At 37.4% G+C, this 24851-nt stretch carries 27 protein-coding genes; 15 read left to right on the forward strand and 12 right to left on the reverse strand.

Going from position 1 to position 24851, the window contains the following annotated elements; all coding sequences use genetic code 11:
* Positions 1-12: 12 nt before the first annotated feature.
* Both M0D58_RS10690 and M0D58_RS10695 read left to right on the forward strand, forming a co-directional pair.
* On the forward strand, positions 13-2214 hold the full coding sequence (locus M0D58_RS10690; protein WP_248389101.1) for a S46 family peptidase: 2202 nt from the start codon (positions 13-15) through the stop codon (positions 2212-2214).
* Positions 2215-2304: 90 nt separating this feature from the next.
* Entirely contained in the window at positions 2305-2781 is a 477-nt protein-coding gene (locus M0D58_RS10695) for a YdeI/OmpD-associated family protein (protein ID WP_248389103.1), read from the forward strand.
* A gap of 141 nt (positions 2782-2922) precedes the next feature.
* On the opposite strand, the gene M0D58_RS10700 is transcribed toward M0D58_RS10695, so the two are convergent.
* From M0D58_RS10700 to M0D58_RS10730, 7 genes are all read right to left on the reverse strand, one after another.
* Positions 2923-3486 (reverse strand): DUF6705 family protein, encoded by a 564-nt coding sequence (locus M0D58_RS10700; protein ID WP_248389105.1) that lies wholly within the window; start codon positions 3484-3486, stop codon positions 2923-2925.
* Positions 3487-3508: 22 nt separating this feature from the next.
* Entirely contained in the window at positions 3509-5125 is a 1617-nt protein-coding gene (locus M0D58_RS10705; RefSeq protein WP_248389107.1) for a hypothetical protein, read from the reverse strand.
* Between the two features lie 248 nt (positions 5126-5373).
* Complete coding sequence (locus M0D58_RS10710) at positions 5374-6909, reverse strand: YifB family Mg chelatase-like AAA ATPase (RefSeq protein ID WP_248389109.1); 1536 nt, start codon at positions 6907-6909, stop codon at positions 5374-5376.
* A gap of 125 nt (positions 6910-7034) precedes the next feature.
* Positions 7035-8006 (reverse strand): T9SS type A sorting domain-containing protein, encoded by a 972-nt coding sequence (locus tag M0D58_RS10715; RefSeq protein ID WP_248389111.1) that lies wholly within the window; start codon positions 8004-8006, stop codon positions 7035-7037.
* 28 nt (positions 8007-8034) lie between these two features.
* Entirely contained in the window at positions 8035-9387 is a 1353-nt protein-coding gene (locus tag M0D58_RS10720; RefSeq protein WP_248389113.1) for an outer membrane beta-barrel protein, read from the reverse strand.
* Complete coding sequence (locus tag M0D58_RS10725) at positions 9380-9946, reverse strand: RNA polymerase sigma factor (RefSeq protein ID WP_248389114.1); 567 nt, start codon at positions 9944-9946, stop codon at positions 9380-9382. The genes M0D58_RS10720 and M0D58_RS10725 overlap by 8 nt, the downstream gene beginning before the upstream one ends.
* Positions 9947-10044: 98 nt before the next feature.
* Positions 10045-10620 (reverse strand): DUF4840 domain-containing protein, encoded by a 576-nt coding sequence (locus M0D58_RS10730; protein ID WP_248389116.1) that lies wholly within the window; start codon positions 10618-10620, stop codon positions 10045-10047.
* A 220-nt stretch (positions 10621-10840) separates the two neighbouring features.
* Here M0D58_RS10730 and M0D58_RS10735 point away from each other — a divergent pair, with 220 nt between their 5' ends.
* From M0D58_RS10735 to M0D58_RS10755, 5 genes are all read left to right on the forward strand, one after another.
* The gene (locus tag M0D58_RS10735; protein ID WP_248389118.1) at positions 10841-11188 is read left to right on the forward strand and encodes a tRNA-binding protein; all 348 of its coding nucleotides are present in this window, start codon (positions 10841-10843) and stop codon (positions 11186-11188) included.
* A 12-nt stretch (positions 11189-11200) separates the two neighbouring features.
* Entirely contained in the window at positions 11201-11905 is a 705-nt protein-coding gene (locus tag M0D58_RS10740) for a ribonuclease H-like domain-containing protein (protein ID WP_248389120.1), read from the forward strand.
* Positions 11906-11908: 3 nt separating this feature from the next.
* Positions 11909-12235: an SUF system Fe-S cluster assembly protein gene (locus M0D58_RS10745; RefSeq protein WP_029296148.1), complete on the forward strand. Its 327-nt coding sequence runs from the start codon at positions 11909-11911 to the stop codon at positions 12233-12235.
* Between the two features lie 165 nt (positions 12236-12400).
* Entirely contained in the window at positions 12401-12790 is a 390-nt protein-coding gene (locus M0D58_RS10750) for a hypothetical protein (protein WP_248389122.1), read from the forward strand.
* Positions 12791-12801: 11 nt separating this feature from the next.
* Complete coding sequence (locus M0D58_RS10755; protein WP_248389124.1) at positions 12802-14103, forward strand: C2 family cysteine protease; 1302 nt, start codon at positions 12802-12804, stop codon at positions 14101-14103.
* 56 nt (positions 14104-14159) lie between these two features.
* Here the strand turns inward: M0D58_RS10755 and M0D58_RS10760 are convergent, their stop codons facing one another.
* Both M0D58_RS10760 and M0D58_RS10765 read right to left on the reverse strand, forming a co-directional pair.
* Positions 14160-14996, reverse strand: a complete 837-nt coding sequence (locus M0D58_RS10760) for a sulfurtransferase (protein WP_248389125.1) — start codon at positions 14994-14996, stop codon at positions 14160-14162.
* 146 nt (positions 14997-15142) lie between these two features.
* Positions 15143-15991 carry a hydroxymethylglutaryl-CoA lyase gene (locus M0D58_RS10765; RefSeq protein ID WP_248389128.1) on the reverse strand — a complete coding sequence of 283 codons (849 nt, stop codon included), beginning with the start codon at positions 15989-15991 and terminating at the stop codon, positions 15143-15145.
* Positions 15992-16179: 188 nt separating this feature from the next.
* On the opposite strand from M0D58_RS10765, the gene pepT reads away from it, so the two are divergent.
* On the forward strand, positions 16180-17427 hold the full coding sequence (pepT, locus tag M0D58_RS10770) for a peptidase T (RefSeq protein WP_248389130.1): 1248 nt from the start codon (positions 16180-16182) through the stop codon (positions 17425-17427).
* A gap of 263 nt (positions 17428-17690) precedes the next feature.
* On the opposite strand, the gene thiL is transcribed toward pepT, so the two are convergent.
* Both thiL and M0D58_RS10780 read right to left on the reverse strand, forming a co-directional pair.
* Complete coding sequence (thiL, locus tag M0D58_RS10775; RefSeq protein WP_248389131.1) at positions 17691-18746, reverse strand: thiamine-phosphate kinase; 1056 nt, start codon at positions 18744-18746, stop codon at positions 17691-17693.
* Positions 18747-18807: 61 nt separating this feature from the next.
* Complete coding sequence (locus M0D58_RS10780; protein WP_248389133.1) at positions 18808-19302, reverse strand: acyl-CoA thioesterase; 495 nt, start codon at positions 19300-19302, stop codon at positions 18808-18810.
* Between the two features lie 293 nt (positions 19303-19595).
* Here M0D58_RS10780 and M0D58_RS10785 point away from each other — a divergent pair, with 293 nt between their 5' ends.
* The 4 genes from M0D58_RS10785 to M0D58_RS10800 are packed head-to-tail and all read left to right on the forward strand — an operon-like array spanning position 19596 to position 22812.
* Complete coding sequence (locus M0D58_RS10785) at positions 19596-20798, forward strand: BaiN/RdsA family NAD(P)/FAD-dependent oxidoreductase (protein ID WP_248389135.1); 1203 nt, start codon at positions 19596-19598, stop codon at positions 20796-20798.
* Between the two features lie 10 nt (positions 20799-20808).
* The gene (locus tag M0D58_RS10790) at positions 20809-21216 is read left to right on the forward strand and encodes an energy transducer TonB (RefSeq protein ID WP_248389137.1); all 408 of its coding nucleotides are present in this window, start codon (positions 20809-20811) and stop codon (positions 21214-21216) included.
* 6 nt (positions 21217-21222) lie between these two features.
* Entirely contained in the window at positions 21223-21861 is a 639-nt protein-coding gene (locus M0D58_RS10795; protein WP_248389139.1) for a DUF2306 domain-containing protein, read from the forward strand.
* Between the two features lie 33 nt (positions 21862-21894).
* Positions 21895-22812 carry a YARHG domain-containing protein gene (locus M0D58_RS10800; protein WP_248389141.1) on the forward strand — a complete coding sequence of 306 codons (918 nt, stop codon included), beginning with the start codon at positions 21895-21897 and terminating at the stop codon, positions 22810-22812.
* A 6-nt stretch (positions 22813-22818) separates the two neighbouring features.
* On the opposite strand, the gene M0D58_RS10805 is transcribed toward M0D58_RS10800, so the two are convergent.
* Positions 22819-23193 (reverse strand): ribosomal maturation YjgA family protein, encoded by a 375-nt coding sequence (locus tag M0D58_RS10805; protein ID WP_248389143.1) that lies wholly within the window; start codon positions 23191-23193, stop codon positions 22819-22821.
* Between the two features lie 259 nt (positions 23194-23452).
* Here M0D58_RS10805 and M0D58_RS10810 point away from each other — a divergent pair, with 259 nt between their 5' ends.
* Genes M0D58_RS10810 through M0D58_RS10820 form a run of 3 tightly spaced genes read left to right on the forward strand, consistent with a single transcriptional unit; the run spans position 23453 to position 24847 of the window.
* A complete protein-coding gene (locus tag M0D58_RS10810; RefSeq protein ID WP_248389144.1) occupies positions 23453-23881 on the forward strand; it encodes an energy transducer TonB in 429 nt (142 codons plus the stop codon).
* Positions 23882-23919: 38 nt separating this feature from the next.
* Positions 23920-24366: an energy transducer TonB gene (locus M0D58_RS10815; protein ID WP_248389145.1), complete on the forward strand. Its 447-nt coding sequence runs from the start codon at positions 23920-23922 to the stop codon at positions 24364-24366.
* A 52-nt stretch (positions 24367-24418) separates the two neighbouring features.
* Positions 24419-24847, forward strand: a complete 429-nt coding sequence (locus M0D58_RS10820; protein WP_248389146.1) for an energy transducer TonB — start codon at positions 24419-24421, stop codon at positions 24845-24847.
* Positions 24848-24851: the final 4 nt, after the last annotated feature.

The raw sequence follows: 24851 nt of genomic DNA on the forward strand, positions 1-24851 counted from the left end.
TTATTTTATAAAATGAAAAGAATACTTCTACTATTCACTTTCCTTTTAAGTTTTGCGCAAATGAGGGCAGACGAAGGGATGTGGTTGTTAATGCTTGTTAAAAGACTCAATGGTGTCGATATGCAGAAAGAAGGGCTGCATCTTACACCGGAAGAAATTTATTCCGTGAATAATTCCAGCTTAAAAGATGCCATCGTAAGCTTCGGAGGATTCTGTACGGGAGAAATTGTTTCCGGACAGGGCCTTATCTTCACCAATCACCATTGTGGTTACGGCGCGGTAGCAGCAGCTTCCACTCCGGAAAAAGATTATTTAAAGAACGGATTCTGGGCGATGAAACAGAAAGACGAATTCAATGCTAAAGATCTTTATGTGAGATTTTTAGTAAGAATGGATGATGCTACGCAAAGAATCAATTCAAAACTCAACAACAACATGTCCGCTGCAGAAAGAAAAGCAGTGATCGATGCTGAAACCAAAGCGATCCAGTCTGAAAATTCTGAAAACGGAAAATATACAGTAGTCGTAAGAGATTTCTTCAACGGAAACGAATTTTACTATTTCGTGTACCAGGATTATAAAGATATCAGATTGGTAGGTGCACCGCCTTCCGCATTAGGAAAATTCGGTGGCGATACTGATAACTGGGAATGGCCGAGACACACTGCAGATTTCACGGTATTCAGAGTGTATGCAGATGCTGCCGGAAACCCTGCAGAATATTCTCCAAGCAACGTTCCTTTAAAACCTAAACATTTCCTTCCTGTTTCCCTTAAAGGAGTAAAACCGGGAGACTTCTCCATGATCTTAGGATACCCGGGAAGAACAAACCGTTACCTGACTTCTTACGGAATCCAGCAGATGGTAGGAAAAGATTATCCGGCATGGGTAGAAGCGTCTAAGCTAGCGATGGACGTGATGAAGAAATACATGGATAAAGATAAAGGAACTCAGCTGAATTATGCTTCTCAATATGCTTCTGTAGCCAACTACTGGAAAAACAGACAGGGAACTATCGATGCCGTAATCAAAAATGGAACGATCACCGACAAGCAAAAGGTAGAAGAAAGATTTAAAACATGGGCGCTGCAACCGGAAAATATTGCCGAGTACGAAACCGTTTTAGAAGATATCGGTATTTATTACAAGCAGACTTCAGACAGAAACGTTGAGAGAATGTATATGTCCCAGCTTTCAAGAAATGCCAAGTATTTCACTTTGGCATTACAAGTAGGAAGCGTACTTAAAGCGTATGCAGATCAGGATATGAAAGGCAGACTTGCCATGAAACCTAAAGTGGATGCCGCTTTGAAAAGCGCTTATGAAAATATCAACACCAAGCTTGAAGGTGAAATGCTGAACTCTATGGTCAACCTTTACCAGACCAGAGTAAACAAAGATGTAGCATCTGAAACCATCATGGGTCTTGATGCGAATAACCTTTCCAATATTGCCTATTCTTCAATCTTCGCCAACAAAACATCCGCAACCAACTTCGTGCTGAATCCGGATAAATTAAAACTGGATGCAGATCCGCTTTGGAAAATTGCGAACGGATTGGTTGCAGACCAGAGAGCTTCTGCAGAAAGATTCGTGAAGATTGATGATAATTTTGCTAAAAACAACAGATTATTCTTAGCAGGATTGATGAAGGCTATGCCTGAAAAGAAATTCTACCCGGATGCGAATTCTACGATGAGACTTACATACGGAACAGTAGATACATTACCTATCAGAACTGACAGAAACTATTTCGGTATTACAGATAACTATTATACTGACATGACCGGTCTTGTAGGAAAATACAAGAAAGGTGATGAAGAATTTGATCTTCCACAGAGAGTGATCGACCTTTACAACCTTAAAGATTTCGGTCAGTATGCCGATGCTAAAGGATACATGCCGGTTAACTTCCTTTCCAACAACGATATTACAGGAGGTAACTCCGGTTCACCGGTAATTGACGGAGACGGAAACCTTATCGGTATCGCATTCGACGGAAACAGTGAAGCATTAAGCGGAGACATCGTTTTTGAACCGGAATGGCAGAAAACTATCAACGTAGACGTTCGTTTCGTTCTTTGGACGATTGACAAATATGCCGGAGCAAGAAGATTAATCGACGAATTACAATTGGTAAGAGACGAAAACACGCCTGCAGATACCAAAACAAAAATGCCTAAAGCAACACCTGCTAAAGGAAAAAGAAAATAATCTTTATTGATATAATTTTTAAAACCGCAAAAGTTCTTTTGCGGTTTTTTGTTTTTTAATGAATAAATTAGCTCTAAAATTTTATTCCTGATGAAACCTCAGCCTATCCAATTCAACGCTGTTATTAAGCAACACGGCACCATGAATGCCGCTTTTGTGGAATTTCCTTTTTCCACCGAGGAACTGTTTAACAAAAAAGGCCAGGTGAAAATCAAAGCCCTCTTCGATGACAAAGTAGAATACCGCGGAAGCCTTGCCAAAATGAAATCCGACTGCCACATGCTGGGCCTCACCCAGGAAATAAGGAAACAACTTGGAAAGAATTTCGGTGATGAAATTTCTGTCAGCCTCACTGAAGATAAAGAAGAAAGAACCGTGGAAATAGCCGATGATATTCTTACCGTCTTTAATGAAAACCACGAAGCAAAAGCTCTTTTCGATAAGATGAGCTATACGCACCGTAAAGAATACATCCGCTGGATCAACGAAGCCAAAAAACCCGAAACCCGCGAAAACAGGAAAGTCAAAATGATAGAGATGATTTTGGAGGGGAAGAAGGGAGTTTAGGTTATTAATTAATATCTTAAATTAGTTGATCATTAGTTTATTCCATCTTTTAGTATAAATAACTACATAAGTTTAAAATATAATAATTGTTAATAAAAATAACCTTGACTGTTACTGGTCAAGGCTAATTTAAGAACTTTCTTATTGCTTTGTAAATATTAAATCTTTTGTTTCAGGTAAATAAATTGTTGTGTCAAGATTGTTTGGACAACTTTGCGATGTAGTTGATATATCATCAGGACGATATTCCCAAGAGATTTGAGTTGCATTTATCTTCTTTAAATAAATGTCTCCCCATCCCACATGACAATTTGTGCCAGTATAAATAAACTGCAATGCGTTCTTAGCTGGCCGCATTTTAAAACTATAAAATTCAATATTTGAATTATTATTTTGAGTATCTTGTAAAGTTGCCCCCGAAGAATTCTTAACTATATATTTTACTATTAAAGCGTCCATATAATAACTTTTCTGGGCACTATTTTCCAACTTATCTTGTTGTTTAGTAATATATAGGATAATTTCATTACCATTAAAATTTGCCTTATAAGTTCCTATATACTGCGCTAACTCATTATTTGTATCTTTAATATGGGCACCATTAGGAATATCTGCAAAAGGAGTATTTAAAGGAAGTGTCTGCGCAGAACATGATACTGTACTAATAATTAAGCCTATTAATGTTTTAAGATATATTGTTTTCATATTTTATTTTTATAAATTACTATTAAGGACATGGTGTTGCTGTTATTGTGCCAGCACTATCTTGTGTTACATTATATACAATGCCACTATTTTCTATTCGTTGTAGAACAACTTTTCCTGTAAGTCCCATATTTTGCAATGTATTAAAGAATAGTTTCTCTAATCCTTTTTCGTTTAAATCTCCTAAACTGTTGCTATAAGTTGTCCCACTTATATATGGATCAACCAAATCACTCGCTGTTTTTCGATAGTCTATGATAAACTGTGTCATTTGCGTGGGGGAATATACAAAATTTCCTAACTCCGAGCCAGTTCCAGAATAACGTATTACATAATGTACATATTTGATGCCCCCAGAACATGAGCTGCATGATTCAGCAGCTATCATTCCATAATAGGCATTTCCAACACCATCATTTACACTTTGTGCTGCTGCAAATCCAAATAATGTATCTACAATATCTGGTGGAGAAACCATATGAATGCCTGTTGCGGTATGATTATGATAGCCACCATAACCATTTATTACATTGTTGTACACAACTTGATGGGCTGAGTTTACATCTGCTGGAACTACTGTACCGTCCTTATTTTCTTTAAATCCAATTTCACCTGTAGTTGGATTAGTTAAAGTTAATGCTGCATTGGCCTTTACATTTGCAATACCTTGCTGAACATTTGGTCTTGCTAACATATCATTTGTTTTTTGGCACGGATCATCAAGAGTTGGTAAATCTGTATTTCCATTATTGTTGCAGCCTGTCAGCATTCTATAAAATGGTTTATTACCCCCTGTTAGAGCACAAGGATCTTTTGGAGGAGCTCCTCCTGAGCCAGGTGTCCCACCACCTCCTCCTCCGCAGCCAGGTCCACAACTTGGAGCTGATGGATAGAAAGTAGTAGGATCATCCACCCAGTCTACGGTATTAGCACACGATTTCCACACGTGACATTTACCTTGATGCTGGCAATTATTATAATCACAAGTCAACAACGTGCAGCCATTTACGCAAACGTGCATTGTTGCACATAAAGATCCGTATATAAATTTGCCGTTATTCATGCTCTCTTTTGTTACTTCCACAATATTCAGTCTATTATATTCTGCACTGCCTTTATATAGATCAGTTGGAAGATTTGTAAACTCTTGTTGTTTAAAACATAAAAAGTCCATTTCTATAAAAGTATCCATCAAAAATCTTCTTTTGTCAGCGGGATAATCAGTATTGTAAGTATATATTTTTAAGTAATCATTAGTAAAATTTCTTAAGACAGATACTTTATTATTTTCATCGACTGTAACCAGTATTAACGAGCTAAGACTGATGTTATCCGATGAAAGAGGTACATATAATACTGCCTTATCATCAACGTCTAATACCTGCATTTTCTCCCACAATGGCATACCCTCTTGATCAGGTATCGTTGAAAGAAAGTCTGTTTCCCTGTTGTAAGTTTCTAAAATATTCACGTAATCAATACCTGCTTTAGAATAGAGATTTGATTGGTGCTTAAAAAAATCAGCATTGTTTCTTTGGGGATTAGCTTCATCTTTTGCCAGGTCTTCGTTTCGACATGAGTATGAAATTATACTCAAGGTTATCAATAGCGATAACCATAGGAAAAATTTGTTTTTCATGGATTATTAATTTTTAATATTTAATAAATTATCATCTGTTGTAAAACATCCTATAATTTATATTGACAAAACGCTAAGCCTATAAGCTTTATTGTTTGGTATAATTGATTTCATTAACTATAATATTAAATTGTGAATGTCGCAAAATCGCACTATACAGTTCAACTTAGAAATCGAGTGATATGCCAGAACAAACTTATTTATTTCTAAACTACTTTTAAATTAAGGTTAATATCTTTAATCCAATATCACCCATTCCAAAACTCCCGATCCAGACTCCTGTACTGTATCGCCTCCGAAATATGATACGAAAGAATATTTTCTGAGCCTTCCAGATCTGCTATGGTTCGGGCTACCTTAAGGATGCGGTCATAGGCTCTTGCCGAAAGATTCAGCTTTTCCATAGCGGTTTTGATGAGACTGAAAGATGATTCATCTAATTCGCAGTATTGTTCAATCTCTTTTGGTCCGATTTGCGCGTTGTAACTTATTTTCAGGTCTTTATACCGTTCTCTTTGAATTTCGCGAGCCATGAGAACACGTTTTCTGATATCTTCGCTTTTCTCGCCTTTTCTTCGTTCCGCTAATTGTTCAAACTCCACTTTCTGCACCTCAATATGAATATCAATCCTGTCCAGGAGAGGTCCGGAAAGCTTATTCATATACCGCTGCATTTCGTAGACGGTGGAAGTATTATTAGGGTCATCAGGAAAAAATCCGCTGGGGCTGGGATTCATGGAGGCTACCAGCATAAAGCTTGCGGGATAATTCACCGTAAATCTGGCTCTTGAGATTGTTACTTCACGGTCTTCCAGAGGCTGCCGCATTACTTCGAGTACGGTTCTTTTAAATTCCGGCATTTCATCCAGAAACAATACTCCGTTGTGTGCCAGCGAGATTTCTCCGGGTTGAGGATAACCTCCCCCGCCAACAAGTGCCACATCTGAAATCGTGTGATGCGGTGCACGAAACGGACGAACCGTCATCAGTGAAGTTTCCGTGCCCATTTTACCCGCGACAGAATGGATCTTTGTGGTTTCCAATGCTTCCTTTAAACTAAGTGGAGGCAAAATGCTGGGAACCCTTTTCGCAAGCATTGTTTTCCCGCTTCCGGGAGGCCCGATCAAAATGATATTATGTCCGCCCGCTGCTGCAACTTCCATCGCTCTTTTCGCAGTCTCCTGCCCTTTCACTTCTGAAAAATCAAAAGGAAAATCATTAATTTTTTCCTGAAATTCTTTTCTGGTATCGATTTCAATTTTCTCCAGCGGTTTTCCTTCATTAAAGAAATCAATCACCTCTTTTATATTTTCGGCGGCAAAAACATTGAGATTGTTCACAATCGCAGCTTCTCGGGTATTTTGTTTCGGAAGAATAATTCCTTTAAATCCTTCTTCTCTCGCCTGTATGGCAATCGGCAAAACACCCTTTACCGGCTGTAAAGTTCCGTCGAGAGAGAGCTCTCCCATAATGATATAGTCCTGGATATTTTCGGCAAGAATCTGATCGGAGGCTGCAAGAATTCCGATGGCAATGCTAAGATCGTATGCGGCACCTTCTTTACGAAGATCAGCGGGCGCCATATTAATGGTTATTTTCTTTCCGGGAATTTTATAACCTACGTTTTTCAACGCAGCGGAAATTCTGTAACTGCTTTCTTTAATAGCACTGTCGGGAAGACCTACGAGGTGATAGCCTACTCCTCCGGTATCAACATTAACTTCAATCGTAATGGTTTGCGCCGAGACGCCGTGTATTGCACTTCCATAAATTTTGATCAGCATCGTCTGTGTTTTGATGCAAAAATAAAATATTTTTTCTAATCGGTGAGGGCAATATTTTAAGTATAAAAGAAAAGCCCGGGATCAACTCCGGGCCTTTCAATCAATTCAATCCAAAATATCTCATTTTATTTCTTGATGAACTTATTCTTGTATATTTTACCGTCCGCAGATTTAGATACGATAAAATACGTTCCCGGAACCATTGCACTTACATCAATAGCCTCAGAAAACTGGTGATCTTTCTTTTGCAGGACAAGTTTTCCGGACATATCAATGATGGAAACTTCAGGGTATTTTTTATCAGATTCTTTTCCGATATAAATAACCTGTGATGCAGGATTCGGATAAACGCTGAGGTTATTTTCTTTAGGCTTGGTTTCTCCCGTCCCGAGATTGGAGCAGAAGCTGAAGTTTCCGAAATTTAAGGTAATAAAAGCAAAATCGCTTAGCATTTCGCACTGATCAGGACAATATTCCGTACAGGCATAAAAACCGAAAGTTCCGGAATTGATTGCCGTATACGAATCTCCTGTTTCCCCAGCAATAATACAAGGGTCCGTTGGTAAAGGAGGATTACTTCCGGGAAGGCATTTAAACCATGTATGCGTTCCGTAAAGCTGCGGAAAGCCGTCATTAAGCTGTACTGATGCGCCATCACAAACATTATATACACCGGGAGCCGTTTCTTCAAAAGTTCCGGGCTGGAAATCTGCCATCATAAATGGAAGCCCGTACGCATAGCCGTCTGCAAGAACCGCAGCGCTTTCTGCAGTACAGTCATTCTGCGTCACCTCAACCTTGAAGTAGTACAGCATATCATCATTCCCGTTGATGGTTAAAGTCTGGGATGTGGCACCGGGAATTGCTACCCAGGGATTATTATTGGGTGCTTGCCAATCCCACTGCTGTCTGTACCATTGGTACGTTCCATATGTTTGGGTGGTAGAAAGGGTTTCCGTCTCCGTATTGCAGAAAACTATTTTTTCCGGAAACAGAGTGCCCAGTCTTGGACTGGTAATTTCAGGGGTACATTGTTGTGCTTTCAGCTGTAAAAAACTTAAAAATAAAAAACTTAAAAAAATTAGTTTTGTTTTCATATACAATTATTTTTGTGATTTAAATATGTTAATCCAATAATATCCTTACTCCGAATTTTACATTAAAATTCAGCGGTTTTTCTTTATAAATCGTTTTTAGTGAACTGTTATCTTTAAAATGATAACCAACTCCGGGCTCAGCATAAATACCTATATATTTTACCACCTTAAACTGAACTCCTACAGCCGAATTCACAGAAACCTGAACTGGTTTTTCACGAATATCTTCTTTGATCTCCTGCTTTATCGCGCCATCTACAATATATTTCGTTTTGATATCGCCGGAAACTGCTTTTTCAACAGTACCTCCTCCTGTGAGATAGCCCGTAAAAGCGCCTTTCTGAATAACATTATAGTTTACCTGAACCGGAATTCCCACGTAGTGAATATTCTGCTCACTGCTGATAAAATCCGACTGACTTCCGGAGGTTAGCTCCGCGGAAAGCTTAGTATAATTAATCCCTGTTCCGATGCTCCACTTTTTTCCTAAATTTTTATAGACAGAAGCACCAAAAGTTAGCGGTGTTTTATGCCTGATGGTGGCATCAACTTTTTTATCCTGATTAGCCAGAAGAATGGACATCAGCGGATCTTCACCAGATCCCAGACTCCACATTTCAGGAAGAGAAGGTGTGGCTCCGGTGAGTGAGGCATAACCCGGGAACTGATCGGTAGAATTTGAAGAGGCGTTTCCTGTTCCCAAACCCAGCATCCAGTTTCTTTTTGCTTTATTGAATGCCAGCTTTTTCGCTTCAGATTCTTCCTTCTTTTTTCTTTCTTCTTTTGTCATCAAAGGATAGGTTTCTTCAACAAACGGGTTTTCCGTAGTAGTTCCTTTATTTTCTTTCTGAGTTAATTTATTTTCAGAAAATATTTCATTTTCAAGATCAATTTCTGATTTGTCAACCAGATTAATTCCCGATGAAAAAGTTATCCCCGTTAAAGAATTTTTAAGATATTCCTGTCCTGAATTCTTCTTTTGCTTTCCTTTTTGTTCAGGGCTAAAAAACTGGTTTCCAAAGTCTTTTTCGGAATAATTTGCTACTGGATTAGATATTGGTTTTTCCTGAAAATTATCTTCTACAGTATATTGTTTTTTAATTTCAGGTTGATGTTTTTTTCCGGTAAAATCAAATAGCCCGCCCAGAATCAAGAATACAATAACTGTCGCAGCAACACCGACAATACGATACATTAGCGGCCGGTTAAATTCAACAACAGCCTTCTGCGCTTTGAGATCATTCGGAACGGAACTGGGAATGCCGTTGTTCTCGTCCTCCACAAATAATTCTTCCCTGATATTTTTCCACAATCCATCAGGAACATCTTCTGTGTGATCTTCCATTTTCCTGCGCAGATCATTTAACCATTCATTACTCATATTGCGCTGTTTTAGACATTTTATATTCTTTTATTTTCCGGGCAAGCATTGATTTGGCCCTGTGCAACTGCGATGCTGAGGAATTTTCGGCAATCCCCAGTATCTCTGCGATTTCCTTATGACTTTTTTCTTCAAAAACAAAAAGGTTGAACACAGTCCTGTACCCATCAGGAAGCGTCCGGATCATTTCCATAATTTCATGCTGTGAAATTTCGTCCAGATCAGGTTCTTCTTCTATTTCAACATCCGGAATATCAGTTTCATCAGCTACGATTTTAAAATCTGAATTTTGTTTAATGTGCTGTAAAGATTCATTGACTGTAATTCTGCTGGCCCAGGCTTTCAGAGAACCATTTCCTCGGTATTCAAAAGAATCTATTGAGCGAAACATTCTGATAAAGCTGTTCTGTAAAACATCATTCACATGATCCCTGTCAATGATATATCTCGAACACACATAGGCAAGACTACCTGAATAAGCCTCAAAAAGCTCTTTCCAGGCCGCTTCTTCTTTTTGCAAAAGGCGGCTAACCAAAATTTGTTCGTTGTTTTCTTTCATTGACTATATGATATCACTCCGATGCTGTCAGTCATTTAACATAATACAAAGATAGGCGGCCTCAAACTGAAGCCGGCCTATCTGCAAAAAACTACTATTTAATTCTTTATACTGATTGGAACTTCATATTTTATGATCTGATAAGGAGTGACCTCTGTCTCTCCGACAGTTATTTTTTCCGCTTCCCAGGCAAATCTCAGGGAAGTATCATATCCTACATAAAAACCTTTCTGTTTTGCAGACATCTTTACTGAAATATTTTTTGTGACACCTTCTACAGGAATCTGAAAAGCCATAACCTGAGGCTCTAAAGCAAGTTCTACCACATTTTGCTCGGTATTCAACTTAGATTTGAATTTTATTTTATATTCCACTTTTCCTAAGTGTGCTAAAACAGTGTCCGCCTTTGCCGGATCTGTTATGATCGTTTTTACTACTTCCCTCGCAGGAAAATCTTTGAAAGTGATCAGGCTGTCTTTAGCATTGAAATCAGTAATCTTTTCATTTATTTTTCCTCCCTGGAAGGTTACCAGTCTGGCCTTATAATTTCCGTCAACATCACTCAGCTTTACAGGAATTGGCGTGTACTGGTCTTCAAGGCACGATATCAATGACATTCCGGATACAGCAATAGCAGCAAGCATCAGGAAATGAAGTACTTTTTTTATCTTCATTATATTAAATTTTGGCATTAAACATTATCATTGAGTACTCATTCTATAAATACTGGTTTCAGGTAAATCTTGCACGGAAATCATATAATTTTTCTCAAAAATTCGTAACCAATTGATTATTAGATGTAAAATTTATTGATCAAGATTATTTAAGTTTTATTATTTTAATACTTTTGTTAAACCTGCAAAAGGAAAAGAGAATAGAATAATAAATCACATTATGACAGTAAAACCTGAAATCTCCTGGACAGATTTTGAAAAAATTGATATCAGATGCGGAACCGTAGTTTCAGCCAATGACTTTGAGAAAGCCAGAAATCCTTCCTATCAACTGGAAATAGACTTTGGAGATCTGGGAATTAAAAAATCATCTGCACAGATTACATCATTATACAGTAAAGAAGAATTGGTTGGCCTGCAGGTTCTGGCCGTTGTTAATTTTCCTAAAAAACAGATTGCCAATTTCTTCAGCGAATGTCTGGTTTTAGGGGTTTATGGTGAAGATAAAAAAGAGGTCACTTTACTAACTCCTTCCCTGCCCGTGAAAAACGGAATGCAGGTAGGATAAAATAAAAAACAAATGATACAGCACATTCCTTTAGAAAGAATTTTATTTATTGATATTGAAACCGTTCCGGGCTCCGGATCGTGGGAGGAGCTTCCTGAAACCGAGCAGATGCTTTGGGATAAAAAAACGAAATTCCAGAGAAAAGATGAAATTTCCGCACAGGATTTTTATTCGGAAAAAGCAGGTATTATGGCTGAATTCGGAAAAATTATCTGTATTACGATCGGGATGCTTGAAAAGAATGATACTTTAAAAATTAAAAGTTTTGCCGGGCATGACGAAAAAAAGATATTACAGGAATTCGGGGAAATCTTTAATAGTCAGCGGCTTCGTGAAGTAATTCTGTGTGCACACAATGGAAAAGAATTTGATTTTCCCTGGATTGCCAGAAGGTTCCTGATTAATGGAATGATGCCTCCGATACCATTTCAGATGTTTGGAAAAAAACCCTGGGAAATTCCTCACCTTGATACCATGGAACTTTGGAAATTCGGGGACTACAAGAGTTTTGTTTCCCTGGAATTACTGGCTCATGTTTTTAAAGTTCCCACTCCGAAAGATGATATCGACGGCTCAATGGTTTCATCAATCTACTACATAGAGAAAGACTTGCAAAGAATAGTAGACTATTGTGAAAAAGATGTCTTAACTTTGGCAAATATTTTCAGGCGCATGCGTCAGGAAGATTTATTGAAAAGGTACATCAATTTAGATTAAAAAATGAAATTTACAGACGATCAGATTGCTGACATTGGTGAAGAGATCATCAACGTCTTAAAAACCGTATATGACCCTGAAATTCCGGTAGATATCTATGAATTAGGACTGGTTTATGATGTTCAGATTTCCGATGATGCGGATGTTAAGATCATCATGACCCTTACGACTCCCAATTGCCCGGTTGCAGAAACACTTCCTCAGGAAGTAAAAGATAAAGTAGCAGAAGTGGAAAATGTAAAAAGTGTTGACCTGGAACTTACATTCGAACCAAGCTGGAATAAGGACATGATGAGTGAGGAAGCCAAATTTGAGCTGGGAATGCTTTAATTGCTTTACTAAAATATTTTTCAATTTAATATTATTTTTAAATAACAGCTGTTTCATTTTTGAGACAGCTTTTTTTGTTTCCGTTTTTTCCCCATACATATTTCGTAAAAACACTAATATACACAATATCAAACCCGTATAACTTTGGCTTCAGAAATCAACAGTATGAAAGCCAATACAATCATCGTATCATTTAACAACGGAAGTGTTCCTCCGCAATATGCATACCGATACCAGATTATTTTCTTTGAAGAGAATGGAAATGCAGAGTTCAAACTTTTTAAAGGCGATGAAAAGGATGAAAAAATGATTGTATCTGAACAAAAGAAATTTGATACGGAAATTTTTCTTCAGCTTCTTTATTTAGTAAATAATCTAGAGAATTCTCAAAAAAACCCGGCCATGGTGGGAGGAAGTGAAAGAATAATTAATGTTAATTCAAAAAAGATTACAATCGCTCCCGATGATGATCTCGGAGTTTCTTTATTCAACCGCTTTCTAAAACTGTACAGTACTGATTTTCAAAACCAAATTAATTTTAACCTTAATCTTTAAAACCAATTATCATGGACCAAGCACCTAAAGAAATGTTTGTAGGAGTAATTAATCCTTATGCATTAACCGAAGCTATTACAGGAAGAAAATTCGACTGGAAAGACGCAAAATCGTATCAGATCCTTGAAGAGACCCTGGAAACCAACTATTCAGAACTTTTTGACATCAAATTTAATTCACCTTTGTATGCCGGACTGGAACTTACTAAAGACAACACCGTACGTGCTCTGAAATCTGAGGAAGTTAAAGTAAGAGCCACCGATAAACTGGAATCTGTAAACCTTTCAAACATTAAAACCCTGAATGATCTTTCCACAACAGGAATAAAAGATCTGAATACCATTTCCGTAAAAAATGCGAGACTGGACAAAGGCGATGTAAAAATGGTACTGAATATCCCGAAGCTCAACAGTACGATCAACAACAGGCTGATTACGCCTTCCATAAAAAACATTATTTACGGACAGGTAATTGCAAACGGATGGACGCCTGCAGGAACATCCTGGAGTGACAGAGGAAATTTCTTCAATGATGTTACGGAATACAATGACCCGATTCAGGGAGCAATAGGCAACTGCTATTTCATTGCGGCAATTTCTGCAATCGCATGGGCAGCTCCTTACACTATTGAGCACAAAGTAAGAGCCACCGGAACAGGAGAAACCGACCGCACCAATGCGATTCAGTTTTTCACAAAAGGCGGAGGAAAAGATGCCGCAACGAGGCTCGTAGAAGTAACTGATAATACCATCATTAACGCGTCCAACAATCCGGTATACTGCAGAAGCAATGATGCAGGAGAAATTTGGCCCGCCGTTTATGAAAAAGCTTTTGCAAAATGGATTACGAATGCAAATGATGATAAACCGGATATTTCCCAAACCGCCTATGGAGATCCCGCAAAAGCTGTTGCACAGCTTACCAATAAAACGCCGTATTACTATTACACCTCATCAAGAACAGGGCTTGATCTTTTCGGAATTGTGAGAGAAAACTCAATGAGCTATAAAACCTTTAATCCCATGGTTGCATGGACATACGGATCTGGGAAAGATTATACAGGATCAAATATTGTAGGAAACCATGCCTATACTGTTTTGGGATGGTCTACATTCAATAACAAAAATTATATTATCCTGAGAAATCCATGGGGAGTTACCGAACCAAACGGTTTAAATTCTTACCAGGGTCTGATCAGCTTTTTTGACGGAAGTTTCTGGAGACCCATCAACATGATTGGAAACGATGGTGTTTTCGCATTGGAAATCAACTCTTTTCAATATTACTTTGCCGCCTTGGGAGTTGCAAAATAAAACTGATACTTTTAATTAACCAACTTAAGCTTTCACAGATCTATCTGTGAAAGTTTTTATATTTCTTTTGCTATTTTCTTTCCTTCCCTTCTGCTCCACTCGCTCCAGGAACCTACGTATAGAGACGGGATTTCAAAACCGGCATGATGCAAAGCTAAAATCGTATGACAAGCCGTCACCCCGGAACCGCAGTGAATGATTAGATTTTCAGGTTTACCCTCCAATAATTTTAAATACTTTTCCTTTAAAATTTCAGGAGCAAGAAAATTGCCGTTTTCATCAAGATTTTCAGAGAACGGAATATTGATGGCTCCCGGAATATGTCCGGCTACAAGATCTATCGGCTCAGACTCTCCTCTGTAACGATATGCATCACGAACATCTATCACCGCTGAATTACCGTTTATCAATTCATTTTCAACCTCTTCCAGCGTGGACATCGAAAGAAGCCAATTTTCTCTTTTGATAATTTCAGCTTTTTCAAAAGTTTCTTCACCGGAAGAAAACTCAACATTTTGTTTTTCAGCATTTTGAAAACCTCCATCCAAAACCTGAACATTTTCAAACCCGAAAGCTTTCAACATCCACCAAGCTCTTGCGGCAGCATTAGCACCATTTTTATCATCGTAAATGATGATATGGGATTTTTCTGAAATCCCCAGTTCTGAAAGTGTTTCTGCAAATTTTTCAATTCCAGGAAGCGGATGTCTTCCTCCGAATGCGGCATTTTCACCAATTTCTGCAAGATCCTTATCCAGATAAATAAATCTTGCTCCTTTAAGATGTTTTTCAAGGTAATTATGATATACATCTTTTCCTACTCGTGCATCAAGAATAACAAGATTTTCTGTCGGAAGATTTTTTAATTCGGATGGTAAGATGATTGGTGACATTTTATTAAGTTATTTAAATTAAGTTTAGGCTAAGCCAATTGGTTGTGAATAGTAAAGCGGGCCAAAGCCCGCCCCTTATTAATTTTTGATTATTAGAAATCCTTCAACAAGCATGATCATCCCGCAAATGATATAATATTTGTTATTTAAAAATGGAAAATATCCTTCGCCTTATTATAGGCACTTTCAAAATTCAGAAGGTTAAGCTTATGCTCTGCTTTTTCCACGCTCATAAAGTTGATTACCTGTTCAGTAGGCATGTTTCCAACAAGGTCATCTTTTGCCATCGGACAGCCGCCAATTCCTTTAATGGCACTGTCGAACCTTCTGCAACCCTGATCGTATGCTGCCTTTAATTTAGAGTAAGAATCTTCATAACGATTATGAAAATGTCCACCGAAATTGATCTCAGGATATTTTGCAGGAATCTTTTCAAACAAAAGAGTGATAGTTTCCGGTGTTGCAACACCTGTAGTATCAGAAAGCAAGATATCTTTAATTCCTATTTCTGAAAAGCGCTGAGCCCAGAAATCCACATCTTCCCATTTCCACATTTCCCCATAAGGATTTCCGAAAGCCATTGAAAAATAAATGTTCAGCTGCCGGTTTTCGCTTTTTACCAGTTCCAGCATTCTGATAATTTCGTTAAAAGCTTCTTCCTGGCTTTTATTGGTATTCCTGTGCTGAAAAGTTTCAGAAATAGAAAACGGGAATCCGATGATGTCTACGGATGGATGTTTAAGAGCTTTTTCTGCACCACGATAATTCCCGATAATGGCAGAAACTTTTGTATTGGATTTGGATTTATCAATATTCTCGGCAACCTCAGCAGAGTCGGCCATTTGAGGAATTGCTTTAGGAGAAACGAAGCTCAGGCAATCCAACACATCAAAACCAACATCCATCAAGGAGTTGATATAATCTATTTTTTTATCTGTGGGGATGAATTCTCCCCAACCCTGCATTGCATCGCGCGGACATTCAGTAAGGAACATTTTATACTTTTAGATTTTCTCAAATATAATAAAACTAAACTATTTAGTTTCTTTACAAACAAATCTACCATTATTTTGATTCTCAAATATTTATATATCATTTATAATTTCGATTGTTTATATCCGCTTACAATTAAGCCATTCTGAAACTCAAATTTGTTAACTTTGCCCACAAATTTATACTAATAATGAGCGCAATAGAATTCAACCCTTTATGGAAAGAAAAGTTACTGAACCGTTTTCTTACTTATGTAAAAATATATTCAACCAGCGATGCTGAAAGTGAGACTACCCCTTCTACGGAAAGACAATGGGATATCGCCAACTATATTGCTGAAGAGCTGAAAACAATTGGTCTTGAAGAAGTATCTATCGATGAAAATGGTTATATTATGGGTTATATTCCTTCAAATCTTGAAAATAATAACCAACCCACTATAGGATTTATTTCGCATTATGACACTTCTCCGGATTTCAGCGGAGAAAATGTAAAGCCTCAGGTTTGGGAAAATTACGACGGAAGTGATCTTGTTTTAAATCAGACAACAGGATTTACCTTATCCCCTTCAAAATTTGAAAGCCTGAAAAAATATGTTGGTCAGACCCTGATCACAACAGACGGAAATACATTATTGGGAGCAGATGATAAAGCCGGCTGTGCGGAAATTGTAACCGCTGCGGAATATCTGGTTGGGCATCCTGAAATCAAGCATGGAAGAATTGCGGTAGGATTTACGCCTGATGAAGAAATTGGAAGAGGAGCGCATAAATTTGATGTGGCGAAATTCGGGGCAGAATTCGCTTATACGATGGATGGCGGAGAAGTTGGCGAACTGGAATATGAAAATTTCAATGCAGCGGGAGCGGTGGTAAAGATCCACGGTTTGAGCGTTCACCCTGGATATGCTTATGGTAAAATGGTGAATGCCGCTTTACTGGCTGCCGAATTTGCCCAAATGCTTCCGGCGAACGAAACGCCTGCAACCACAAAAGGTTTTGACGGCTTTTATCATTTAATGGATCTGAATGCTGATATTTCTGAAGCTAAATTACAGTACATCATCCGTGACCATGATGCCGACAAATTTGAGGCAAGAAAGAAAGTCATGGAAGAAAAAGTTGCAGAATTTAATCAAAAACACGGGAAAGGTACTGCGGAAATTGAAATTAAAGAGCAATATAGAAACATGAAGCAGCAGTTTGAAGGCAAGATGTACATCATCGACCGTGCAGCTGCAGCCATGAGAGAAGCCGGAATTGAGCCTAAAATCAAAGCCATCCGAGGTGGCACAGACGGTGCACAGCTATCTTATATGGGACTTCCTTGTCCGAATATTTTTGCGGGAGGAATCAATTTCCACGGACCGTATGAATATGTGGCTCTGGAAAGCATGCAAAAGGCAATGGAAGTAATCCTGAATATCGTGAAAGCGTAAAATATGAGAATACTTAACTAGAATCAGCTTTGTCAAAGTTTCGAACTTTGACAAAGTTGATTTATAAAGGCTTTAAAGCTGATGTTTAACCTGTTCAGCTAAAAACCAAATAATAGATCAGGCCCCACACAACAGCAAAAAATAAAGTAACCCTGAAGGTATCCTTTAAATTCTGAGGCTGTTTTTTAATAAAGTGTTTATATAGGGTTACTATTAAAAATGTAATAATAATTAAAGTCGGGAGAACCGTAAAAGTTAGCATGCTAATTTGAATTTAAAAAAGCATCCCAACCCTGCGCCGTCAAAGCAACCAGTTGGTTTGATCCTCTTGCGACCATAAAATTTCCATCTTCTTTTTCAACGGCATGCCCGATGATCGTAAAATCCGGGTGATTTTTAATCTTATCAAAATCATTCGGTGAAATCGTGAATAATAATTCATAATCTTCTCCTCCGCTTAATGCAGTTACCACGGGATTTAGATTAAATTCATCTGCTGTGGAAATCGTCAGGCTGTCCATCGGAATTTTCTCTTCGTACAATCTGAATCCTACTCCGGACTGATCCGAAAGATGAAGTACTTCCGAAGCCAGTCCGTCCGAAATATCGATCATCGAAGTCGGTTTAATATCCAGCTGTTCCAAAATTCCTTTTACATCGGTTCTTGCTTCCGGTTTCAGCTGTCTTTCAAGAATATAATCGTAGCCTTCCATTTCAGGCTGCATATTAGGATCAGCCAGGAAAACCGCATGTTCTCTTTCAAGGATCTGAAGTCCCATATAAGCACCTCCCAAATCACCGGTTACCACCAGCAGATCATTTGGTTTGGCTCCGTTTCTTTTAACAATATTTTCATCATTCTCCATTCCAATTGCCGTAATGCTCATGACAAGACCCGCGTTGGAACTCGTTGTATCTCCGCCAATTAAATCAATTTTGTATCTTGAGCAGGCTGCCTGAATTCCGGAATAAATTTCCTCTAATGCTTCCACCGGAAACCGATTGGAAATTGCAAGCGAAACAAGAATCTGAGTTGGTGTCGCATTCATTGCTGCAATATCACTCAGGTTTACGACAACTGCTTTATAACCCAGATGTTTCAACGGGACGTAGCCCAAATTAAAATGTACTCCTTCAGCCAGCACATCTGTCGTAAGAACTACTTTTTTATTTTCAGGATTAATGACTGCAGCATCATCTCCTACTCCAAGTTCAGAAGAACTGTTAGATAAAGAAAATTGCTCTGTCAAATGCTTTATCAGACCAAACTCTCCTAATTTGGAGATGGGGGTCAATTCCTGTGATTTATCTTCAAACATATTTTTAATATAAGTAATGAATAATTAGTAATGAGTAATTTTACACTTGAAACTCAAAACTTTAAACCGTAAATTCTGACGGATCAATATTATGCGGATGGAAAGGGAATTTTTTAAAGTCTTCTTTCGAAAGCACCACTGTTTCGGGAGTTTTATATTTGTTCATCGCTTCCACTACATCATCCGGCGGAGTGGTCATTTTTCTGAGCATCATATCGATCCAGACTCCTGTAGCCTCGGAAGTGGCACAATGCACACCGTCCGGCGTATAAAACTTATGAAGAAATCTGTAGATGGAAGAGTCTTCTGAACATCCGTCAATTTCAACACTTACAATTACCGTCTGATCGGCATAAATTTCTTTAAAAAACGAATACCGCTCATGCAGGATCACCGGCCCGATTCCCCATCTGCTCAATTGGGTTACACCCATTTTCTCTTTCGTCATGAATGCCATTCTCGCCTGTGCACAATATTGCACATAAGATGAATTGGCTAAATGTTTGTTCGCATCAAGATCGCTCCAGCGTACTTCAAATTTATGGTAAAATATCATTTAAACTTTATTTTAAATATGAATTTAATTTTATCACAAAAGCCTTTTTACAGGTACATTAAATTTTAAATTCCTGTATGCGTATATTTAGATATGGAAAGGAAAATCATGATTTTCAAATTATTTTGCACTTTTCCATTATCAAAAGACAACTTAAACTTTTGTGACTTTTGTGGTTGATAATTTTCACTCTAAAAAATGAAAAATTATATTCTTCAAAATTACTCAAATAAGATGGTTTATAAAAATTGTAGTTTTGCAAAAATAATCCTGAGCATAGGATTACAAAGAATATGAAACACATCATCATTATCGGCGGTGGTGCTGCAGGATTTTTCTGCGCTGCCAACCTTGACGCAACGAAGTATAAGATCACTATTCTCGAACAGAATTCAGATGTTCTCCAAAAGGTAAAAATTTCAGGAGGAGGCCGGTGTAATGTTACCCATGCCTGTTTCGATCCCAGAGAGCTGATTCAGTTTTATCCGCGCGGAAATAAAGAACTCCTCAGCGTTTTTACCCGTTTTCAGCCGGGAGATACGATGGAATGGTTTGAAAACCGAAAAGTTCCATTAAAGATTGAAGGCGATAATCGTGTTTTCCCGGAAAGCAATTCTTCGCAGACGATCATTAATGCGATGCTGGAAGAAATTCGTAGCAAAAATGTTGAAGTTAAGACCAAATGCTCGGTTAAACAAATTGAAAAACAGGAAGGGAAATATCTTATACAAACGAGTCTGGGTGATTTTGAGGCTGATTATATTATTTATTCCACAGGAAGTTCTCCAAAGTCTTTAAAAATAATTGAAAGTTTAGGACACAACATTATTGATCTGGTTCCTTCCCTTTTTACGTTTAATATAAAGGATAATTTGCTTAAAGATCTGGCAGGAACAAGCTTTGAAATGGCAGAAACCTCTATCCCGAAATTAAAAACGGAAGAAAGCGGACCATTGCTGATCACCCATTGGGGGCTTTCAGGACCGGCAATTCTTAAAATTTCTGCATGGGAGGCCGTGAATCTTGCGAAAATGAAATATAATTTTGAAGTTGAAGTGAATTTTATTTCAAAATCACTTGATAGTGCAGAGGAAATATTTCAGCAATTCAAACAATCCAATCCTAAAAAGACGATCGGACAATCTAAAATTTTTGATATAACGAATCGTTTCTGGCAAAGAATTCTGGAAGTATCAAACATTGATCTTAATAAACAGGTGGCCAATATTTCTAAAAAAGAAATGGACAGAATTATTGGAAATCTTTGTAAAAAGAAATTTCAGGTTACCGGGAAATCAACATTTAAAGATGAATTTGTAACGGCCGGAGGTGTTGATTTAAAAGAGATTAACTTTAAAAATATGTCTTCTAAAATTTTACCTAATTTTTATATTGCCGGAGAAGTTCTGAATATTGATGCCGTAACCGGAGGTTTTAATTTTCAGGCATGCTGGAGTGAAGCCTGGCTGATTGCGCAGGATTTGAATAATTTATAATTAATATACTATGAAAAAAATAATTGCGTGCGTTGCCTTATTAACTTTTACGACAATATATGCACAAGAAATCTCTCATCCCAGAGAACCTATTGGAAAAGAAATCGTTATTAATGAATTCAATAAACCTGCTGAATATCAAGGAAGTGTTAATGGGTTTCGAAATGAGTTTATGAAATTGTTCAGAGGAGAGAAAATACATGCACAAGGAAAAGTACAATCTGAAGCCTTACTTACAATTTCTGAAGAGGGTAATGTTACAGATATTAAGATTGTAGGAGATAATCCTTCCATGAATAAAGAGATGGAACGCGTAATAAAAATTATGTCCAAAAATAAATGGACTCCTGCACTGTTTGACGGAAAACCTATAAAATCTAAGTTTAGATTACCTATAAATATGATTGTGGAAAATTAATATGTAATGCTTTCAGTCAAAAAAAACCTTTCCATCACACTTAAAATCCTTTTAATCATTGGATTCGGATATTTCTTTTGGCTGATGCTGAAAATCACGCTGGAATATATTCCGGTGAGAAAAGAGGTTAGTTTTTTGATGATTAAACAAACGGAAGTAACAGAACGTCCGGACTATTTATATTTATTTTATGCCCATGTGTACACCAGTATTTTTGTATTGCTTAGCGGGTTTTTAGCAATTCTCAGAAAAGATTTCGGAATAAAAAACTTGCATAAAAATATCGGAAAAACATACATTTTCCTAATTCTCGTCTTTGCAGCGCCGTCAGGAATTTATATGGGAATATTTGCCAATGGCGGAATCTATTCTAAAATTTCATTTGTTATTTTGGGCTGTTTATGGTGGTTTACAACTTTCAAAGCGTATCAATTAGCCCGGCAGAAAAATTTTAAAGAACATCAGCAATGGATGTGGCGGAGCTTTGCCCTTACACTTTCTGCAGTTACCCTAAGAATGTGGAAAGTAATTATAGTATATTTATTGCATCCGAATCCGATGGATGTATATCAGATTATTGCATGGCTGGGCTGGATTCCGAACCTTTTATTCATTGAATATTTAATTGCTAAAAAATATATCTGAATTAATCGACACCAAAATAAACAACAACTGCATATGAAAAATTTAAAATTATTTTTGACAGTTTCCCTGATGATAGGGTTAACAGGCTGTAAAAAAGAAACAGAAAACTCTAATGGAAAGAAAGACAGCATAACCGTAAAGAAAGACTCTCTTGCTGTGCCTGAAATTCATAAAGAATATTATGGGATTTACATGGGAGATTTTGCAGGAAAAGAAATCATTACTCCTGAAATCGGGGAAGATTACGAAGGGGATGTTTATAAAAGAATAGCCCTGAAAATCAACAGAATCACAAAAGACAGTGTATACGGACAAAGTATTGTAGACGGAAACCAGCGCCCTTTCCGTGGAGTCTTTAATGAAGCTGCAGCATCTTTCATCCTTGATGAACCGGGAAATGACAAGACCGACGGAAGGTTTGAAGTGAAACTCAGCAATGACAGCCTTACCGGAACATGGAACGCATTTAATAAGACCGCCGTAAAAGCGCCGTCGAAAAGGGTAAAGCTGATAAAAAAAGAATTTGTCTATAATCCGAACTTTATGCTAAGTCCGGACAACGACCTCATCGACTGGGAAAACCCAAAAAGTTTTGTCGAAAAATATACCGATGAGGAAACAGGAAAAACAGAAACCTACACTGCCTCCAAAAACAGAATTGCTTCCGATGCTGTTTTTAAGATCAATGCTTCTAAACAGGAATTGACTGAAAAAGACGTTAAAAACCTTCGTAAGCTGGATATGGAAATTATCAAAAATTCCGTATTTGCACGCCACGGTTATTCCTTCAAAAAAGCGACATACCGTAATTTCTTTGAACAGACCGACTGGTACATTCCTGTCTCTGATAACGTAGACAACGATCTTTCATCTCTGGAAAAAGAAAATGTAGCCTTACTCAACCGTTTCATCAAATATGCGGAGGATAAGTACGACAGTTTCGGAAGGTAACTCCGCTTATTTTTTAGGAACTAAAAGAAACAACAGCAGGCATCCCGCAGCATAACATGCGATATCAATCCACGAAAAAGAATTTCCAACGATAACATACATAATGCTTCCGGGCGGTAATCCCATTTTTTCGGCAATATGGAAATATTGCGCCCATTCTACCAGACAGGAAAACAGGAAGATCCCCAGAATAAGGATGTGATTGTTTTTAATGATCAGGAAAGATTTAACAAGCGTAAAGAGCAGCATTACGACTATAACATCCCCAAGATAAGCCCTTACGAAGAATATATTACTGAATACTGTGGCAATCAATATTTCAATAACAAAAATGATTATGCTGATAAGGAAATAGGTAAGACTAAATGTTAATCTGATCATCCGGGTTTTTATTTGATGCAATGATATTGAATTTTTTCATTATTTATAGGCTTATTTCGATTGCCGTTTTAAAATTCATTATTTATTTGTCTAAAACTTGATGAAACCTATTTTCTTTAAGATTCGGAAAAAGTTTCGGCGCCCTGCGGGCGCCGAAACTTTTTCCGAATCAACTAAAAATTAACATTTCTTTATTCCGCCTAACAATTTCTTCGGTGTTATTTTTGCTGTCCTAAAACAATCAGATATATTTTATAAAATGAAGAAGATCATATTATTTTCAGCATTTTTTTTCAGTACTTTTCTATTTTCACAGTCGGAATACGGCTCCGTTTCACAACTTCCTGACTATGAAATTTTAAAAAAGAAAATGAAGCTTGAAGATGTTGTTACCAAAGCAGATACCGCACCTGAATTTCCCGGAGGGATAGAAAATTTCAAAAGGCAGTTTGCAGAAAAAATGGATATTATCAATGTAAAATCCAAAAATATTGACACAAGAGTGTATTTCATTGTTGAAAAAAACGGATATGTGCGATTTGTAACGGCAACAGGAAGTGATAAAAAACATTCGGATGCGGCAGAATTGGCCGTGAGAAGATTATTTATAAAATGGAAGCCCGCAACAGTGAATGGCGAACCGGTTCGGTATCTTTATACATTCCCCCTGACATTGAAGAAATCTTAAAACTAAATTTAAATATTTATATTTGGTGAAATTTAATCATGAAAAGACTTTTAATCTGTCTGTCTGTACTGTTTTACCATGTCTATTTTTCACAGGTGGCTTCCGGCGGTGAGCCTACAACATCTTTCTCTATTCCGGAAGAGATTGCAAAGAAATTTAATTATGAAAAGCGGAATAATGAAAACAACTCCGTAATTGCTCCCGAATTTCCCGGTGGAATCAATGAGTTCCGAAAAGAATTTGCCAATAATTTTGATACATCTGCTCTCGAAAAGATAAAAGGACAGGTTTCAACAATCGTTTACTTTTCCATAGAAACGGATGGAACAATTTCACAGATTTTAGCTCAGGGTGACAATGCTGATTTTAATGAAGAAGCAGAAAAGACCGTCAGAAGTCTTAAGAAATCCTGGGTTCCCGCGAAAAAAGATGATGTTCCCGTGCGGTATATTTTTCAGTTGCCAATAAAAATGCAGTTTGAATAATACGAAGAATTACATTAAATCAATAGTACTAAACTTTATCAAAACTTTACCCGTGAAAATAATACAAATTTTCTTTTTATTTTTCTGTATTTTCATTTCTGCCCAGGAAGAACCCCTACCAACTGCTGAACTTAATGAACTTTTGATGGTGGAGAGAAATGGCAGAGCAAAAATCGAAATAGAAAAACCTGCTGTCTTCCCATCAGGAACAACTGCATTGAATAATAGGATTATTAAAAATTTCAGAACACGAAAAATAATCAGTAATGCAGAAATAGAAACCTGCCAAATTAGTTTTATTATCGATAAAGAAGGTTCGATGGTCGATGTAAAAGCTTCCGGCTCCAATGAAAGTTTTAACAGAGAAGCAGAGAGGGCCATTTTAAAAATTAAAGATAAATGGATTCCTGGTGAATTGAATGGTGAAAAAGCTCGCTATAAATTTCGTATTCCTTTAACAATCACTTTCGATAAAAATTAAATAA

The sequence above is a fragment of the Chryseobacterium nepalense genome (genome assembly GCF_023195755.1).
In the GTDB taxonomy this organism is placed as follows: Bacteria; Bacteroidota; Bacteroidia; order Flavobacteriales; family Weeksellaceae; genus Chryseobacterium; species Chryseobacterium nepalense.